Origin of the sequence: Pseudonocardia sp. ICBG1293 (assembly GCF_020131355.1) — a bacterium.
Taxonomy (GTDB): domain Bacteria; phylum Actinomycetota; class Actinomycetes; order Mycobacteriales; family Pseudonocardiaceae; genus Pseudonocardia.
The window spans coordinates 635,738-650,472 of record NZ_JAHLEL010000038.1 but is presented as its reverse complement, the minus strand read 5'-3'; the positions used below and the strand labels follow the sequence as shown (position 1 = coordinate 650,472).

Annotated in this window: 15 protein-coding genes; 8 read left to right on the top strand and 7 right to left on the bottom strand. The window is 74.8% G+C overall.

Annotation, left to right across the window (positions count from 1 at the left end; genetic code table 11):
* Positions 1 to 35 precede the first annotated feature (35 nt).
* Complete coding sequence (locus tag KPF47_RS40985; protein ID WP_374108862.1) at positions 36 to 107, top strand: putative leader peptide; 72 nt, start codon at positions 36 to 38, stop codon at positions 105 to 107.
* 194 nt (positions 108 to 301) lie between these two features.
* The gene (locus tag KPF47_RS16860) at positions 302 to 1,540 is read left to right on the top strand and encodes an acyl-CoA dehydrogenase family protein (RefSeq protein ID WP_224389707.1); all 1,239 of its coding nucleotides are present in this window, start codon (positions 302 to 304) and stop codon (positions 1,538 to 1,540) included.
* Between the two features lie 69 nt (positions 1,541 to 1,609).
* Here KPF47_RS16860 and KPF47_RS16855 read toward each other — a convergent pair whose 3' ends face one another.
* Positions 1,610 to 2,437, bottom strand: a complete 828-nt coding sequence (locus KPF47_RS16855; protein WP_224389706.1) for an SDR family oxidoreductase — start codon at positions 2,435 to 2,437, stop codon at positions 1,610 to 1,612.
* A 42-nt stretch (positions 2,438 to 2,479) separates the two neighbouring features.
* A complete protein-coding gene (locus KPF47_RS16850) occupies positions 2,480 to 3,793 on the bottom strand; it encodes a TMEM165/GDT1 family protein (RefSeq protein ID WP_224389705.1) in 1,314 nt (437 codons plus the stop codon).
* 386 nt (positions 3,794 to 4,179) lie between these two features.
* Between KPF47_RS16850 and KPF47_RS16845 the strand changes: the two genes are divergently transcribed.
* From KPF47_RS16845 to KPF47_RS16830, 4 genes are all read left to right on the top strand, one after another.
* Positions 4,180 to 5,022 carry an IS5 family transposase gene (locus KPF47_RS16845; RefSeq protein ID WP_224386276.1) on the top strand — a complete coding sequence of 281 codons (843 nt, stop codon included), beginning with the start codon at positions 4,180 to 4,182 and terminating at the stop codon, positions 5,020 to 5,022.
* A gap of 71 nt (positions 5,023 to 5,093) precedes the next feature.
* Complete coding sequence (locus tag KPF47_RS16840; RefSeq protein WP_224389704.1) at positions 5,094 to 6,263, top strand: thiolase family protein; 1,170 nt, start codon at positions 5,094 to 5,096, stop codon at positions 6,261 to 6,263.
* Between the two features lie 17 nt (positions 6,264 to 6,280).
* Positions 6,281 to 7,027, top strand: coding sequence for an E3 ubiquitin ligase family protein (locus KPF47_RS16835; RefSeq protein WP_224389703.1), 747 nt, complete (start codon positions 6,281 to 6,283; stop codon positions 7,025 to 7,027).
* Positions 7,028 to 7,138: 111 nt separating this feature from the next.
* On the top strand, positions 7,139 to 8,647 hold the full coding sequence (locus KPF47_RS16830) for a S1C family serine protease (RefSeq protein ID WP_305080435.1): 1,509 nt from the start codon (positions 7,139 to 7,141) through the stop codon (positions 8,645 to 8,647).
* A gap of 108 nt (positions 8,648 to 8,755) precedes the next feature.
* Here the strand turns inward: KPF47_RS16830 and KPF47_RS16820 are convergent, their stop codons facing one another.
* From KPF47_RS16820 to KPF47_RS16805, 4 genes are all read right to left on the bottom strand, one after another.
* Positions 8,756 to 9,412, bottom strand: a complete 657-nt coding sequence (locus KPF47_RS16820) for a DedA family protein (RefSeq protein ID WP_224389702.1) — start codon at positions 9,410 to 9,412, stop codon at positions 8,756 to 8,758.
* Positions 9,409 to 10,209: an MBL fold metallo-hydrolase gene (locus KPF47_RS16815; RefSeq protein WP_224389701.1), complete on the bottom strand. Its 801-nt coding sequence runs from the start codon at positions 10,207 to 10,209 to the stop codon at positions 9,409 to 9,411. Before KPF47_RS16815 ends, KPF47_RS16820 begins: the two co-directional genes overlap by 4 nt.
* Before the next feature lie 16 nt (positions 10,210 to 10,225).
* A complete protein-coding gene (locus KPF47_RS16810) occupies positions 10,226 to 10,654 on the bottom strand; it encodes a pyridoxamine 5'-phosphate oxidase family protein (protein ID WP_224389700.1) in 429 nt (142 codons plus the stop codon).
* A gap of 218 nt (positions 10,655 to 10,872) precedes the next feature.
* Positions 10,873 to 12,120, bottom strand: a complete 1,248-nt coding sequence (locus KPF47_RS16805) for an IS110 family transposase (protein ID WP_224386790.1) — start codon at positions 12,118 to 12,120, stop codon at positions 10,873 to 10,875.
* Positions 12,121 to 12,345: 225 nt separating this feature from the next.
* Here KPF47_RS16805 and KPF47_RS16800 point away from each other — a divergent pair, with 225 nt between their 5' ends.
* Positions 12,346 to 12,837 (top strand): calcium-binding protein, encoded by a 492-nt coding sequence (locus KPF47_RS16800; protein WP_224389699.1) that lies wholly within the window; start codon positions 12,346 to 12,348, stop codon positions 12,835 to 12,837.
* Positions 12,834 to 13,487, top strand: coding sequence for a class F sortase (locus KPF47_RS16795; RefSeq protein ID WP_224389698.1), 654 nt, complete (start codon positions 12,834 to 12,836; stop codon positions 13,485 to 13,487). The genes KPF47_RS16800 and KPF47_RS16795 overlap by 4 nt, the downstream gene beginning before the upstream one ends.
* Here the strand turns inward: KPF47_RS16795 and KPF47_RS16790 are convergent.
* Positions 13,427 to 14,671 carry a citrate synthase gene (locus KPF47_RS16790; RefSeq protein WP_224389697.1) on the bottom strand — a complete coding sequence of 415 codons (1,245 nt, stop codon included), beginning with the start codon at positions 14,669 to 14,671 and terminating at the stop codon, positions 13,427 to 13,429. The genes KPF47_RS16795 and KPF47_RS16790 overlap by 61 nt on opposite strands.
* Positions 14,672 to 14,735: the final 64 nt, after the last annotated feature.

The window sequence follows — 14,735 nt, the reverse complement described above, 5'->3', positions numbered from 1 at the left end:
TGACTTCCCCCGCACCGGGGCCGAAGACTGGTGGCGTGTCCTTCACCGAGCTCACCCGTCGACGCCATGTCGACCTCTCGCGGGTGACCTCGTCGCTCTGTCGGTGACCGCCTCCCCTGCGCCGCGCCGCCCCTGACCGGGGCCCACCCGCGTCGCAGCCGGCGGACCACGTCCTCCGGTGACCGCCCCGGCAGTGTCCCGCCGTCCGGGCCCGCCCTCCGCGGATCGGTGGCGCGCACGCGCGCCCACCGGGCCGTGCACCGTCCCGGACGTCGTATCTCCGACGACGAGGAGCCCTTCCATGACCACGACCGAGAACCGTCCCGCGACCAGCACCACCCGGTCGTTCGACCCGTCCACCAGGCCCACCGACGAGGCGGGCTGGCTGGCCCGGGCCCGCGAGGTCCGCCTGATCCTGGAGCGCGACGCCGCGGCCCGCGACCGGGCCGGCGCGACCCCGTACGACGAGGTCGCCCTGCTGAAGGAGTCCGGCCTGGTCACCCTGCTCGGCCCGGCCGAGCACGGCGGCGGCGGACAGTCCTGGACGCTGGCCTACCGGGTGGTCCGCGAGGTCGCCGCCGGCGACGGCTCGATCGGCCAGCTGCTCGGCTACCACTACCTCTGGTTCTGGGCCGCCCGGCTGGTGGGGACGCCCGAGCAGATCGCGGGCGTCGAGGCCGACGCGACCCGCGAGGGCTGGTTCTTCGGCGGTGCGGTCAACCCGCGCGACACCGAGCTGACCATCCGCGACGAGGGCGACGAGCTCGTCTACTCCGGCCGCAAGTCCTTCTCGACCGGCAGCAGGGTCTCCGACGTCACCGTCCGGGAGGGCGTGGTCGAGGGGACCGGCACCCACGTCTTCGCGATCGTGCCCAGCCACCAGGAGGGCATCGTCTTCGGCGACGACTGGGACAACATCGGCCAGCGCCTCACCGAGTCCGGCAGCGTCACGATCACCGACGTCCGGGTGCCCTGGGCCGCGGCCGCCGGGTTCACCGACAAGGTGTTCACCCCGCGCGTCTACAACACCCTCAACGTGCCGGTCATCCAGCTGGTGTTCGTGGCGTTCTACCTGGGCATCGCCCGCGGGGCGCTGGAGACCGCCGCGGCCCACACCCGCACGCACACCCGCCCGTGGCTGCACGGCGGCCACGAGCGGGCCGTCGACGAGCCCTACCAGCTCGACCTGTACGGCGACCTGCACGCCAAGCTGTGGGCGGTGGAGGCGCTGGCCGACGCCGTCGCCCACGAGCAGCAGGCGATCCACGACGACGCCGACGGCGTCACCGCCGAGCAGCGCGGCGAGCACGAGGTGCGGGTCGCCGCGGTGAAGGCGCGCGCCACCGACGTCGCGCTGGAGATCACCTCGGGGATCTTCGAGGGCCTCGGGTCCCGGGCGACGACCACCGAGCTGGGCTTCGACCGGTTCTGGCGCAACGTCCGCACCCACACGCTGCACGACCCGGTCGCCTACAAGCGGCGCGAGGTCGGGGCGTGGGTGCTGCGCGACGAGCTGCCCGAGCCGACCTGGTACTCCTGACCCGACCGCGGTGCCCGCCCCCGTCCGGTCGGGGCGGGGCGGGCACCGCGCCGGGACCGCGTCGGCTCCTCAGGTCAGGGCGGCGCGCAGCGACCCGGCGTGCTCGGTCGCCCAGGCCTCCACGGTGGTCCCCGGCCGTCCGGTGACCTGCTCGACCACACCGTTCGGGGCCGCCGCGCCGGCGTGCAGGAACTCCCCCAGGACGGTGTGGACGACGACGTCCGCCCGGTCGGCGCCCATCGACCCGGCCAGCACGGCGGCCGCCTCGTCCGGGGTGACCTGCTCGAACCCGATCGGCACCCCGGTCGCCGCCGCGATCGCCGCGACCCACCGGCGACGGGTGACCGCCTCCGGCCCGGTGAGGGTGAGCGCGCGCCCGTGGTACCCCTCGCCCGCGGTCAGCGCGACGGCGGCGACCTCGGCGATGTCGGTCATCGCGGTCGGGGTGCTCGCCAGGTCCGGCCACGGCTCCCGGACCACCCCGTGTGCCGCGATCTGCGGCAGCCACATCCGGCAGTTCTCCACGAAGTCCGCGGGCCACAGGTGGGTCCACGGGACCGGCGCGGCCTCGACCGCGGTGACGACCGTCCCCCACCAGCTCTCCGGTTCGCCGGACAGGTCGACCACGTGCCCGACCCCGGCGGCCGCCGCCCGGTCGAGGACCTCGGCCACGGTGGGCACGTGCGGCGCGAGGTAGAGCGCGCGGACGCCGTCGAACACCCCGTCCAGCGACGCCGGACGGTGCAGCGAGCCGCGCACGACCTCGACGTCGCCGGACAGCGCGGCCCGGACCGGGTCGACGGTCAGCGCGCGGACCGGCTCGTCGGTGCGCGCCAGCAGGTGGTCGACGACCATCCGGCCGATGTTGCCGGTCGCCCCCGTGACCAGGACCGTCATGGCCCCACCGTACGACGGAGCGGCGCCGCGGTGCCGGGACGCTCAGCCGACGGTCGTGCGGTCGCCCTCGCCCGCCGTCGTCCGGTCGGTACGGACCCGCGGCAGGAAGCGACCGGTGCGGCGGCGGTAGTCGTCGTACTCGGCGCCCAGGGCACTGCCCAGGCCGGGCTCGTAGACCGCGCGGGCCTGGATCTGCACCGCGACCAGGATGAGCACCCCGGCGAGCACGCCGAGCAGGGTCGGGGCCATGAACAGCATCCCGGCGCAGCCGACGATCAGGCCGGTCAACGCGGGGTTGCGGACGCGGCGGTAGATCCCGCCGGTGGCGAGCACCGGGCGTCGCGCGGCGTCCGGGTCCCCCGCGGCGGCCGCTCCGGCCTCGGTCGCGGAGCGGCGCCACACCGTGCCGAGCTGGAGCATCGCGACCGCGACGACGGCGAACCCGAGCAACAGCAGCCCGGCCCCGACGACGGCGACCGCCGGGCGGGCGAGCACCGAGATGGGCTGCAGCACGTCGAGGGCGACCAGCAACGGCGCCCCGAACCCGAGGACCGCGGCCAGCACGAACAGCGTGCGGGCCCACCAGGCCGGGCTGCCCGGGGTGCGGGCGACGTCGAGCCTGCGCTCCCCGCGGGCCCGGTGCGCCCGGCCGCGGAACCACAGCCCGGCGCCGACGGCGAGCGCCCCGAGCACCAGCGCGGCCCAGCCGAGCCCGTGGTGGCCCGCCGCGTCGAACACGCGGCCCCAGGCGCCCTCGCCCCAGACCTGCGGGACGGCCTCGTACAGCAGCCAGGCGCCGAAGACGAAGAACATGACCGCGGCGCCGACCGAGATGGCCCGCTCCGGGAGCCGCTTGCCGAGCTGGCGTCCGACCACGATGGCGAGCCCGTCCGCGGCGACCATGCCGACCGTGGAACCGGCCCAGATGCCGATCGACCCGGCGAGCGTGCCGTGCTGGGCCGCCAGGGTGATCGTCGCGAGCATCGTCTTGTCGCCGAGCTCGGCCAGGAAGAAGGCGACCGACGCGGCGACCACGGCGGACCCGCCGGCCCGCCTGGCCTTGGCCTCCTCGTCCTCGGACAGGCTGTCGCCGCGCAGTGTCCACGCGCCGAAGGCCAGGAAGGCGACCGCGGCGACCAGCGCGATCCACCCGGTCGGGATCGACGCGCCCAGGCCGTATCCGACGGCGACCGACACGAGGTGGGTCACCGAGGTGGCGATCGTGATCCCGATCAGGACCGGGATCGCGTTGAAGCGCGTCGCGAACGTGAGGGCCATGAGCTGGGACTTGTCGCCCAGCTCGGCCACGAAGATGACGCCGAAACTGATCGCGAACGCGATCAGGAATCCGTCCATGTCCATCCCTCGATCTCGACCGGACCGAGGGTGGGGTGCCTTCGACCCGGTGCATCCGGATCGAAGGTCTCGCTCGCCTGGTGGTGGTCAGGCCGCTGCACCCGGGTCGGCCGTCGGAGAACGAGGCGGACCAGTATGTCGAGCGCAGCGTTGGGAGCTACTCCCCTTCGCGTACGGCGGAGACGGTACCTCATCGATCCAGAGCACCTCGACACCTGATGCGCACCCGGCACTGTGATCGCCCTCTCAGCGCCGGGGCCGTGCGATGCCTTAGAGGTCGCGCGGATTGGTCACAGCTTGGCCGCGGTCGAGTGTCTGGGGGCGAGGGCGGGTACGGGCCTGCCGATCATGAAGTTATCTACGCTTCGTGATCGTCTGGAGGCCGCGTGCCCACCCTGCCATCATGGCTGACCGAGCCGTTGTGGGACCAGTTCACCGCGCTGCTGCCTCATCGAGACGAGTTCGATCCCACCCATCCGCTGGGCTGCCATCGCCGCCGGATCGCGGATCGGATCGTGTTCGACAAGCTCCTGCAGGTACTGCGGTTCGGCTGCTCGTATGAGGGCATCGCTGACAGCACCTGCTCGGCGACCACCATCCGCGATCGTCGTGACGAGTGGATCAGGCTCGGGGTCTTCGCCCAGCTGCGTCGGATCGTCCTGGACGCCTACGACCGCATCGTCGGTCTGCTGCTGCACGACATCGCCGTCGATGGCGCCATCACCAAGGCCCCCGGCGGCGGCGAGGTCGCCGGTCCGTCGCCGGTGGACCGGCGCAAACAGGGTATGAAACGTTCGGTGCTCGTCGAGGGATACGGCATCCCGCTGGGCCGAGTCCTGGCCGGAGCCAACCGGCACGACTCCCCGCTACTGGGCCCCACCCTCGACCGCCTCGATGCTCTCGGCCCGCTGCCCGACGACATCACCGTGCACCTCGACGCCGGCTATGACTCCGGCAAGACCCGCGACACGCTGGCCGAACGAGGCCTGCACGGCGAGATCGCGCACAAGGGTGAGAAAGCGCCGATCCAGGCCACCCGCCGCTGGCACGTCGAGCGGACCAACGCTTGGCACAACAGCTTCAACCGGCTGCAGCGCTGCTACGAACGACGAGAAATCGTCGTCGACGCGTTCTTCGACCTCGCCGACACGATCGTCACACTCCGTAGCTTGATTCGGCAGGCCTGGACCACACACCGCTGGAACGCCCGACCTGCACGACGTCCATGATCACCAACCAATCCGCGCGACCTCTTAGCGTCGCGAACGAGTCGTGTCACCGGTGACCGAGGAGGACCCCCATGCCCGAGGCCGTCGTCTGCGCCGCCGTCCGCACACCGATCGGGAAGCGCAAGGGGTCGTTGGCCGGCGTCCACCCGGTCGACCTGTCCGCCGCCGTCCTGACGGCCCTGGTCGAGCGGACCGGGATCGACCCCGCCGTCGTCGACGACGTGGTCTGGGGCTGCGTGAACCAGGTCGGCGACCAGGCGGCGCAGATCGGCCGCTACGCCCTGCTCGCCGCGGGCTGGCCGGAGTCGGTGCCCGGGGTGACGGTGAACCGGGCCTGCGGGTCGAGCCAGTCCTCCTTCGACTTCGCGGCCGGGATGGCGCTCGCCGGGCAGTACGACGTCGTCGTCGCGGGCGGGGTGGAGTCGATGACCCGGGTGCCGCTGGGCGCGGGCCGCGACCTGGGCCGTCCCTACGGCCCGCTGGTGCGCGAGCGCTACCGCGCCGACCTGGAGTCCGGTGAGTTCCCGAACGGCGACTTCAACCAGGGCGTCGGCGCCGAGCGGATCGCCCGGGACTGGAACCTGTCCCGGGCCCGGCTCGACGCCTACGCCGCCCGGTCCCACGAGCTCGCCGCGGCCGCGACCGACGCCGGCGCGTTCGACGACCAGCTGGTCGAGGTGCCGGGGGCGCCCGGGTTCGCCGCCGACGAGGGCCTGCGTCGTGGCACCACCGCCGACACCCTCGCCGCGCTGAAGCCCTCGTTCGCCGCGGACGGGGTGATCCACGCCGGGAACAGCTCGCAGATCTCCGACGGGGCCTCGGCGGTGCTCGTCACCACCCCGGAGCGGGCCCGCGAGCTCGGCCTGACCCCGATCGTGCGCTACCACTCCGGCGCGGTGTCCGGCGCCGACCCGCTGCGCATGCTGACCGGGCCCATCCCGGCGACGCAGAAGGTGCTCAAGCGCTCCGGCCTGTCGATCGGCGACATCGGCGCGTTCGAGGTGAACGAGGCGTTCGCGCCGGTCCCACTGGCCTGGCAGGCCGAGCTGGGTGCCGACGACGCCGTGCTCAACCCGCTGGGCGGGGCGATCGCCGTCGGGCACCCGCTGGGCGCCTCCGGCACCGTGCTGCTCACCCGCCTGGTGCACCACATGCGCGACCGCGGCATCCGCTACGGGCTGCAGACCATGTGCGAGGGCGGCGGCACCGCCAACGCCACGATCGTGGAGCTGGCCGCCTGACCTGCTAGGTTCCGGCCGTGCTGTGGGTGGGGATCGTCGCGTTGCTGGCCGGGGCCGCCTGCGTCTGGGTCGCGGTGCGCACCCAGCGCCGGGTGCACGCGATGATGGCCGCCGAGACGCTGTCGGTACCCGAGCTGCTCGACCTCGCGGGCGTCGCCGCCGAGCTCGCCGGGCGGCCGGGCACCTTCCGGAAGGTGTGCGAGGTCGTCGGGCAGACCGCGCCCGCCCCCGTCGGGGTGCTCCGTTCCGAGCTCGCCGGCGTCGAGTGCGTCTGGCACCTGCACCGGGTGGAGCGCCGCTTCGAGCGCCGCGAGCGCGACGACGAGGGGCGCCACCGCACGCAGACCCACACCGAGACCGTCGCCGAGCGCAGCTCCCCCCACGGCTGGGCGCTGCTGCGCGACGGGCACACGATCGGCGTCGACCACGGCGGGCGCCGGCCCGACCCGGTGGAACGGGTGCTGGACCGGTTCGACCCGGCCGAGGACCGCGGCCGCGGCGGGGACCGCACCGTCGGCTACCGCAACCAGGAGTGGGTGCTGCGCCCGGGCGTGGCGATGTACGTCCTCGGCGAGGTCGACGACCGCGACGGGCCGCTGGTGATCCGGCCGCCGCAGGATCCCGGCGGGACCTTCGTGCTGTCCACCCGCACGGAGGCCGAGCTCACCGACTCCGACCGGCGCGCGCAGCGGCTGTGGGCCCGTGGCGGGGCCGCGCTCGCGGTGCTCGGACTCGTGCTCACCGTGGTCGGCGCCCTGTCCTGACCGCGGGGACCGGACCGCGTCCCCCGGCGGGCCGGACACTCTCACCCGATGCCCGACCGATTCCCAGCGCGGTCACAGGGTCGTCTCAGGGTCACGGCGCACAGTTGCCCCATGACCGAGAACGGGCCGGGAACGGGCGAGCCGTCCGACGGACGGACCTCCACCGGAGGCGGCGCCACCGACCCCGTCCGGCCCGAGCGACGTGCCGAGGGGGCGGTCCCCGCCCACCCGGCCGGCGCCGACGGCACCCGCGCACAGGAGGCGACCACCGTGACCGACACCGACCACCGGCAGCAGGGGGACGGCCAGGGGGCACAGACCCCTCCGCCGTGGGCGACGACGAGCAACCCCACGATCCCCGCCTACGGCGCGGGCAGCCCGCCCACCTCGGTGTACCCGCCGTTCCCGCAGCAGGGCCCGGCACCGAGGCCGCCGCGCCGGTTCGGCGCGGGCCTGGCCGCCGTCGCGCTGACGGCCGCCCTGGTCGGTGGTGCGGCCGGCGTCGGCGGCGCCTACCTGGTGCTCGACGGTTCCGCCGCCCCGGCCACGCTGACCAGCGCCGCGGCCCCCGGTACCCCGGCCACCCCCGCCGACGGCTCGATCGCCGGCGCCGCGGCCGCGATCACCCCGAGCACGGTGGACATCCAGGTGCGGAACGCGCAGAGCGTCGCCGAGGGATCCGGGGTCGTCCTGACCTCCGACGGCCAGATCCTCACCAACAACCACGTGGTCGCGAACGCCGCCGACGGCGGCCGGATCACCGTGTCCACCGCCGACGGCAGGCAGTACACCGCGACCGTCGTCGGGACCTCCCCCAGCTACGACCTCGCCGTGATCAGGCTGGAGGGCGCCACCGACCTCAAGCCCGCCACGCTCGGGGAGTCCTCGAGCGTGCAGGTCGGCGAGCAGGTCGTCGCGAACGGCTCGCCGCAGGGGCTGTCCGGCACCGTCACCGCGGGCATCGTCTCGGCGCTGAACCGGACGGTCACCGCCGGCGGCGACGGCCAGGCCCCGGTCGTCTACAACGGCCTGCAGACCGACGCGCCCATCAACCAGGGCAACTCCGGTGGCCCGCTGGTCAACCTGGCCGGGCAGGTCGTCGGCATCAACTCGGCCATCGCGACCGCCGGGCAGAGCTCCGGCTCGATCGGGCTGGGCTTCGCGATCCCGGTCGACACCGCCAAGCGGGTCGCCCAGGAGCTGATGGACTCCGGTGTCGCGACCAAGCCGCAGCTCGGTGTGCAGGGCTCGGTCTCGGCCTCCGGCGGCGCGCCGAGCGAGGCCGCGGGTGCCCAGATCTCCACGGTGGAGCCGGACTCCCCGGCGGCGACCGCGGGCATCAGGGCGGGCGACGTGGTCACCAAGGTCAACGAGTACCCGGTGTCGAGCTTCGCCGACCTGATCGCCCGGGTCGGCAACTTCACCCCCGGCCAGCAGGTGACCCTGACCGTCGGCAGCGGATCCGGTGCCCGCGAGGTGCCCGTGACCCTCGGCAGCGTGCGCGACACCGCCGCCGCGACCGCGCAGAACGGGTCGCGCACCGTTCCCGACGGCGGGTCCTCCGGGGGCGGTCCCGGCGACCTGCCGTTCGGCATCAACCCCTTCGGCGGCGGTAACTGACCTGATCTCCCCGGGGCGACGCCACGCCCCGGGCACCCGCTCCGGCCGGGCGCGACACCCCCCTCCCGTCGCGCCCGGCCGGTTCCGTGTGCGCGGCCGCGGGCGGCCTCAGCCGGTGGGATGGCGGGCCCGCAGGCGGGTCCGCAGCCGTCCGGCCAGCGCGGTGACCGCGGCGACGACGGCGACCAGCCCGACCGCGAGCAGCGCGGCCACCAGCGGGGAGTCGGTGAGGTTGCCGGTCAGCACTCCGAGCACGCCGTAGAGCAGCGTCCACAGCACGGCACCGGCGGAGACGGCGGGCACCAGCGTCGTCCAGGTCATGCCGGAGACCGCGGCCGCGATCAGGGTCGGGACCCGCCCCGCCGGGGCGACCCGCCCGACCAGCACGACCAGCCAGCCGCGTTCGGCGAACGCACCGCGCACCCGTTCGATCCGGGCCGCGGTGCGCCGCCCGCCGAGGCGCCCGCCCGCGACGGCGGCCCGGACCGGGTCACCGGCGAGCCGGGCGACGGCGAAGGTGACGACGTCACCGGCCAGGGCCGCGGCGAAGGCCAGCAGCAGCACCACCGGCAGCGACAGCGCGGAGCTGGTCATGGCCGTCGCCGCCGCGGCACCGACGATCGCGCCGGTCGGCACCACCGGCACCACCGATCCCAGCAGCACTCCCCCGGCGACGACGAGGTAGGCGACCCGCCCGGCGTCCGGGCTGAGCTCGGCGTCGAGCCACTCCTGCGCGGGGCCGGCCAGCAGGTGCACTGCGCTCACGCCGGGGTCCCGACCGCGGCACCGGGCGGGAGCACCAGGGTGCGGGTGGGCAGCCCCGCCGCGGCGACGGCGTCGGCGAACTCGTGCGGCGGGCGTACGAGCAGCTCCCGCATCCGGGCCCCGGTACGCCCCGGGACCGCGCACAGCCCGGCGACGGCGAGTGTCCCCCAGTGCACCGGCAGCGCGACGGCCGGTGCGAGCCGCCGGACGGCCTCGGCGGCTCCGGCCGGGTCGAGGTGACCGGGCCCCAGCTGCGGGCCCCATCCCCACACCGGCAGCGCCGCCAGGTCGATCCGGCCCTGGGCGGCGACGTCGTCGAGCCCGGGGAACAGGCCGGTGTCGCCCGCGACGTAGACGCGCAGCCCGTCGCCCTCCAGCAGGTGTCCCATCGCGTCGGCCTGCGGTCCGTGGGTGAACCGCGGCCCCCACCGGTGCCCGGAGTGGTCGGCCGGGGTGCCGGTGACGCGCAGCCCGTCGAAGACGCGGGTCTGCCCGACGGCGAGCTCGGAGACCCGGGCGACGCCGCGCCCGCGGAGCCAGTCGCCGGCCCCCGCGGGCACCACGACCTCCACCGAGCGGGGCAGCCGGCGCAGCGAGGCGAGGTGCAGGTGGTCGGCGTGCAGGTGCGAGATCAGGACCAGGTCGGCCCCCGCGGGCGTCGCCGGGTCGACGGCGGGCGAGGTGCGGCGCAACGGCCCGACCGAGCGCCCCAGCACCGGGTCGGTCAGGACGGTGCGCCCGCCGATCCGCAGCCGCAGGGTGCTGTGGCCGAGGAAGGTCGTCTCCGGCAGGTCCACACCGGCGAGTATCCCCTCAGACGTTGCCGAGGACGCGGTCGACCGCGATCTGCAGCACCACCCGCTCGGGGTTCTCCCGCGGCTGCTTGTACTCCGCGGCGTAGCGACGCTCGGCGTCGGCGATCACCTCGGGCTCGTCGCGCACGACGGCGACGCCCTCCAGCGTGGACCAGGTGCGCCCGTCGACGACGGTGACGGTGACCCGGGCGCCGGCCGGGCCGGCCGCGACGACGTTGCGCGCCTTCTGCGAGCCGCCGCGGCAGATCACCCGGGCGGTGCGCCCGGCCACGTCGACGGTCACCCCCACCGGCACGGCGTGCGGGCTGCCGTCGCGGCGCGGGGTCACCAGGACACACGGGCGGCGCTGGGACCAGAGCTCGACGAACGCCTCGGAGACGCCGTCGTCGAGGGACCGGCGCCGGGGCGGATCGGGGGTGGTCGTCACGGGCCCATCCTGACCGCCGCACCGGGCCGGGCGCGCTCCGGCACGCCGGGAACCCCGTCACCGCGGGCGACGCCACCCGCACCGGTGAACCCCGTCCGGGCGACTTCGCTGGTGCCGTCGACGGGGTGTCGCTTCACTCTCCGTCATCGGAGCGGGCGTCCCGTTCGCCCCACCGGTCACGATGATCACGTTCGCCACAAGGAATCCGAATGATGGTGTCAAGCCGCGGTAGCGGGTTGTGGTGCGGTGATGGTGAACATTCTCCGGTCACGCAGCAGGGCCCACAGGACGTCGACCAGGCGTCGGGCCAGGGCGAGCAGAGCTTGGGTGTGCAGCATTCTTTCGCTGCGTTTGCGCTGGTAAAAGGCCCGGGACGGGCCGTTGACCTTGAGGCTGGACAGCGCGGCCATGTAGAACACTCGCCGCAGGCGGCGGTTGTAGCGTCGTGGGCGGCGCAGGTTCCCGCTGATCCGGCCGGAGTCCTGGGGCACTGGGACGAGGCCGGCGTAGGAGGCCAGCCGTCCCGAGCTGGCGAAGCCACCCAGCTCGGAGCCGACATCAGCGCCGATACTGCTGCTGACACCGCCGTTGGTGGCGGTGAGGAATTCCGCGCCCAGAATGGGGCCGAGTCCGGGCAGCGACTCGATGATCGCCGCGTCCGGGTGGGTGCGGAACACGGTGGTGATCAGCTTGTCGGTGTCTTTGATCTCCCGGTCGAGCTCCAACAGCCGCCGGGCCAGGCCGGCGACAAGGACCGCGGTCCGCGTCTCGCTGGGCAGGGTCACGGTCTGGGCGTGGGCTGCGGCGACCGCGGTGGCCGCCATCGTGGGGATGCCTGGTGCCCATGCCCGGTGGGCGTGCAGATACTCGATCACTCCGGCTGTGTCCGCGTCTCGGAGCGCCTGCGGTGTCTGGAACCCGGTGACCAGCACCAGAGCGCTGCGGGTGGAGTAGTCGAAGGCCGCCTCGAGACCGGGAAAGATCGACCCGAGCAGGTCACGCAGCCGGTTGACCCCGCGTACCCAGTCAGCCATCAGGTCCTCGCGGTGGGCCACGAGCCGACGCAGCTCAGCAGTGGTCTCGTCAGTGGCGGTAACCACGGTGAGGTCGGCGCCGGACATGCGGGCGGTGTCGGCGATGACCTTTGCGTCGCGGGCGTCGGTCTTGGCCTCCCCACGGAACACGCCGCTCATCCGGTTGACGACCCGCCCGGGAACGTAGACCACCCGCTGGTCGGCTGCGGTGAGGACGACCTGCAACAGCGCGGCATAGCTGTTGGTCAGATCGATCGCCCACCGCACGTCCTCGGCCGCGGCGGACGCCCGATCGAGCAGAGCTTCGATCGCGGCCTGGTCGTTGCCGACCTTGCGGGAGAACACAACCTTGCCCTCGGCATCGACAGCGCAGGCGTGGTGGGTCCTTTTCCCGACGTCGATCCCGATCCAGACCACTGCTCGTCGCGCCACGAACAAACTCCTGTTGTTGCAGTTCACGCCCGTGGACAACCCGCCATCAGGTCCCTAATCAGCGACGGTTCGCATCAGATCCGAATCAGTGGCCAGGCCTGTCCAGAACGACGGGGCGGCCATTCCTTCCGAGCCACCGAAGCGGCAACAGCTCATCAGCCACACCCCGTCGTCCCGGGCATCCGGGGCATCAACCCCGAACACCTGCGACCTTAGGGAGTGCTCATGACCGCACGTTCGCTCGTCCGCCGTACCGGGGCCGTCGCCGCGTCGCTCACCCTCGCCGCACTCGCCGGGGTCCCGCTGGCCGGGGTGGCGTCGGCCGCCGTCCCGGCGGCGACCGGTGTCACCGCCGCCGCGCCCCGGGCCGACACCGGGGAGCAGGCCGGCGACCTCGACTGCATCGATCTCTCCCGCGCCCAGGCCCAGGCGGTGCTCGACGCCGACCCCTCGGACCCGAACGACCTGGACCGCGACGACGACGGCCGGGCGTGCGAGGGCTCGGACCTCGTCGCGGCCGCCGGGACCGGGCAGGTACGGACGGTCCCGGGCGGTGGCGTCGAGGCCGGCGACGGGTCCGGCGGCGCCGGGGTCGACCCGACGGCGTTCCTGCTGGGCGGTGCGGGGGCGGTGCTCGCCGCCGGGGCGGGCGTCGTCGTGTGGTCCGGGCGGCGCAGCGGCCGCGCCGCCCTCCCCCTGACGACCCGCCACTCGTGACCCCCGCTCCCGCGCCGGGGCGCCCGGCGCGCGGCGGCCGGGCGCCGCGCGGGATGCGGCGGGTGTGGTGGGGGGTGCTCGTGGTGCTGGCGCTCGCCGTCCCGCCCGGGGTGCCGCCGGTGGCGCTCGGCGGGGCGGTACCGCCGCTGCCCACCGGTACCGCGCGCCCGGCGGCGGCCCCGCTGCCGGCGTCGGACCCGGTGCGGGTGCGGGCGTCCTCGATCGGGCTCGACAGCGGGCTCGTCCCGCTCGGTCTCACGGAGCGGGGGGCGCTGGCGGTGCCGCCCGACGGCGCCGCCACCGGCTGGTACACCGGCGCCCCCACCCCGGGCACCCGGGGGCCCGCGGTGCTGGCGGCGCACGTCGACTGGGACCACGAGCCGGGGCCGTTCTTCCGGCTGCACGCGCTCGCCCCCGGCGACCTGGTCGGCGTCGACCGTGCCGACGGCACCACCGCGACGTTCGAGGTCCAGGCCGTGCGCCGCTACGCCAAGGACCGCTTCCCCACCGCGGCGGTCTACGGCGACCTGCCCGGCTCGGGGCTGCGGATGGTCACCTGCGGCGGGACCTTCGACCGGGCCGCGGGCAGCTACACCGACAACGTCGTGGTGCTCGCCGCGCTGGTCGACCCGGGACGCGGCCCGGTGTAGACCCCGGTCGGCCGGAACCGCAGACCGGGCTCGGCGTACTCCTCCAGGGCGTGGGCCACCCAGCCGACGGTCCGGGCGCAGGCGAACAGCAGCTCGCCGGCGTCGGGGCGCAGGTGGTGGGCGTGCATCAGCGCGGCGAGCGCGAGGTCGACGTTCGGGGCGGGGCCGTCACCGCCCCGCCCCGCCCCCGCGACGACGGTGTCGACGCAGTCCACGATCCGGGCCGCGGCCGGATCGGCGCGGAGCCGGTCGAGCAGCACCGCCGCCCGCGGGTCGGTGCCCCGGTAGACCGCATGACCGAACCCCGGGATCCGCTCACCGGCCCGCAGCCGCCGGCCGAGCGCGCCCGGCGCGTCCTCCAGCGCCTCGGCGAGGAAGCGGTGGGCCATCCCGCTGACCAGGCCGTGCCGGGGCCCGTCCAGCGCGCCGAGCCCGGCCGAGACGACGGAGTGCACGTCGGCCAGCGTGCTCGCCGCGACCCGGGCGGCGACCGTCGACGACGCCAGGCCGTGGTCGGCGAGCAGGACCAGCGCGGCGCGGACGTGTCCGGCCGTCCCGGGCACGGGCGACCCTGCCGGGTCACCGGCCAGCGCCGGCAGCAGCCGGTGCGCCAGGTCCCCGCCGTCTTCCGGCTCCCCCACCGACGTCGCCGCTCCGGCGAGCGCGGTCACGACCGTCCCCAGCAGGGACGACGCCGTCGCCACCACCGCGGCCGGTCGGGCGTCGGCGCGCAGCGGGTCGGCCGCGGCCACCGCGGCGACGGCGAGCCGGAACCGGTCGGTCGCCCGCGCTGCGGCGGGGGCGGCGGCGAGCACGGCGCGGGCCGTGGCGAGCAGGTCCGAGTCGGGCGCGAACGCCACCCGGCCGGGGACCTCCCACAGCAGCGCCGCGACGTGCTCGAGGTCCGAGGAGCCCGCCAGCCCGGGCGCCGCGACCCCCCGGAACCACGGCCCGCCGTCGGCGACGAGTGTGATCCGCGTCCTGATGCGTTCGACCGTCCCGGACGGCTCCCCGGACTCGCGGCCGCGGGCGGCGAGCGCCTCCACCTCGTCCTGGGCGAACCGGCTGCCCCGGCGCTGCGCGCCGCGCACGCTGGTCAGCAGCCCACGACTGGCGTAGGCGTACACGGTCTCGCGTTTGACCCCGAGGCGTTCCGCGGTCTCGGCCACGGTCAGGTACTCCACGGGATGGACCGTATCAACATTGATCCGATCAATATTGACAACGGATGTCGGGCGGCGCACGGTC

What these genes read in the sequence shown, in the direction of transcription:
- KPF47_RS16860 (WP_224389707.1), top strand. Translation starts at nt 302, where the DNA reads ATGACCACGACCGAGAACCGTCCCGCGACCAGCACCACCCGGTCGTTC.
- KPF47_RS16855 (WP_224389706.1), bottom strand. Translation starts at nt 2,437, where the DNA reads ATGACGGTCCTGGTCACGGGGGCGACCGGCAACATCGGCCGGATGGTC.
- KPF47_RS16850 (WP_224389705.1), bottom strand. Translation starts at nt 3,793, where the DNA reads ATGGACGGATTCCTGATCGCGTTCGCGATCAGTTTCGGCGTCATCTTC.
- KPF47_RS16840 (WP_224389704.1), top strand. Translation starts at nt 5,094, where the DNA reads ATGCCCGAGGCCGTCGTCTGCGCCGCCGTCCGCACACCGATCGGGAAG.
- KPF47_RS16830 (WP_305080435.1), top strand. Translation starts at nt 7,139, where the DNA reads ATGACCGAGAACGGGCCGGGAACGGGCGAGCCGTCCGACGGACGGACC.
- KPF47_RS16800 (WP_224389699.1), top strand. Translation starts at nt 12,346, where the DNA reads ATGACCGCACGTTCGCTCGTCCGCCGTACCGGGGCCGTCGCCGCGTCG.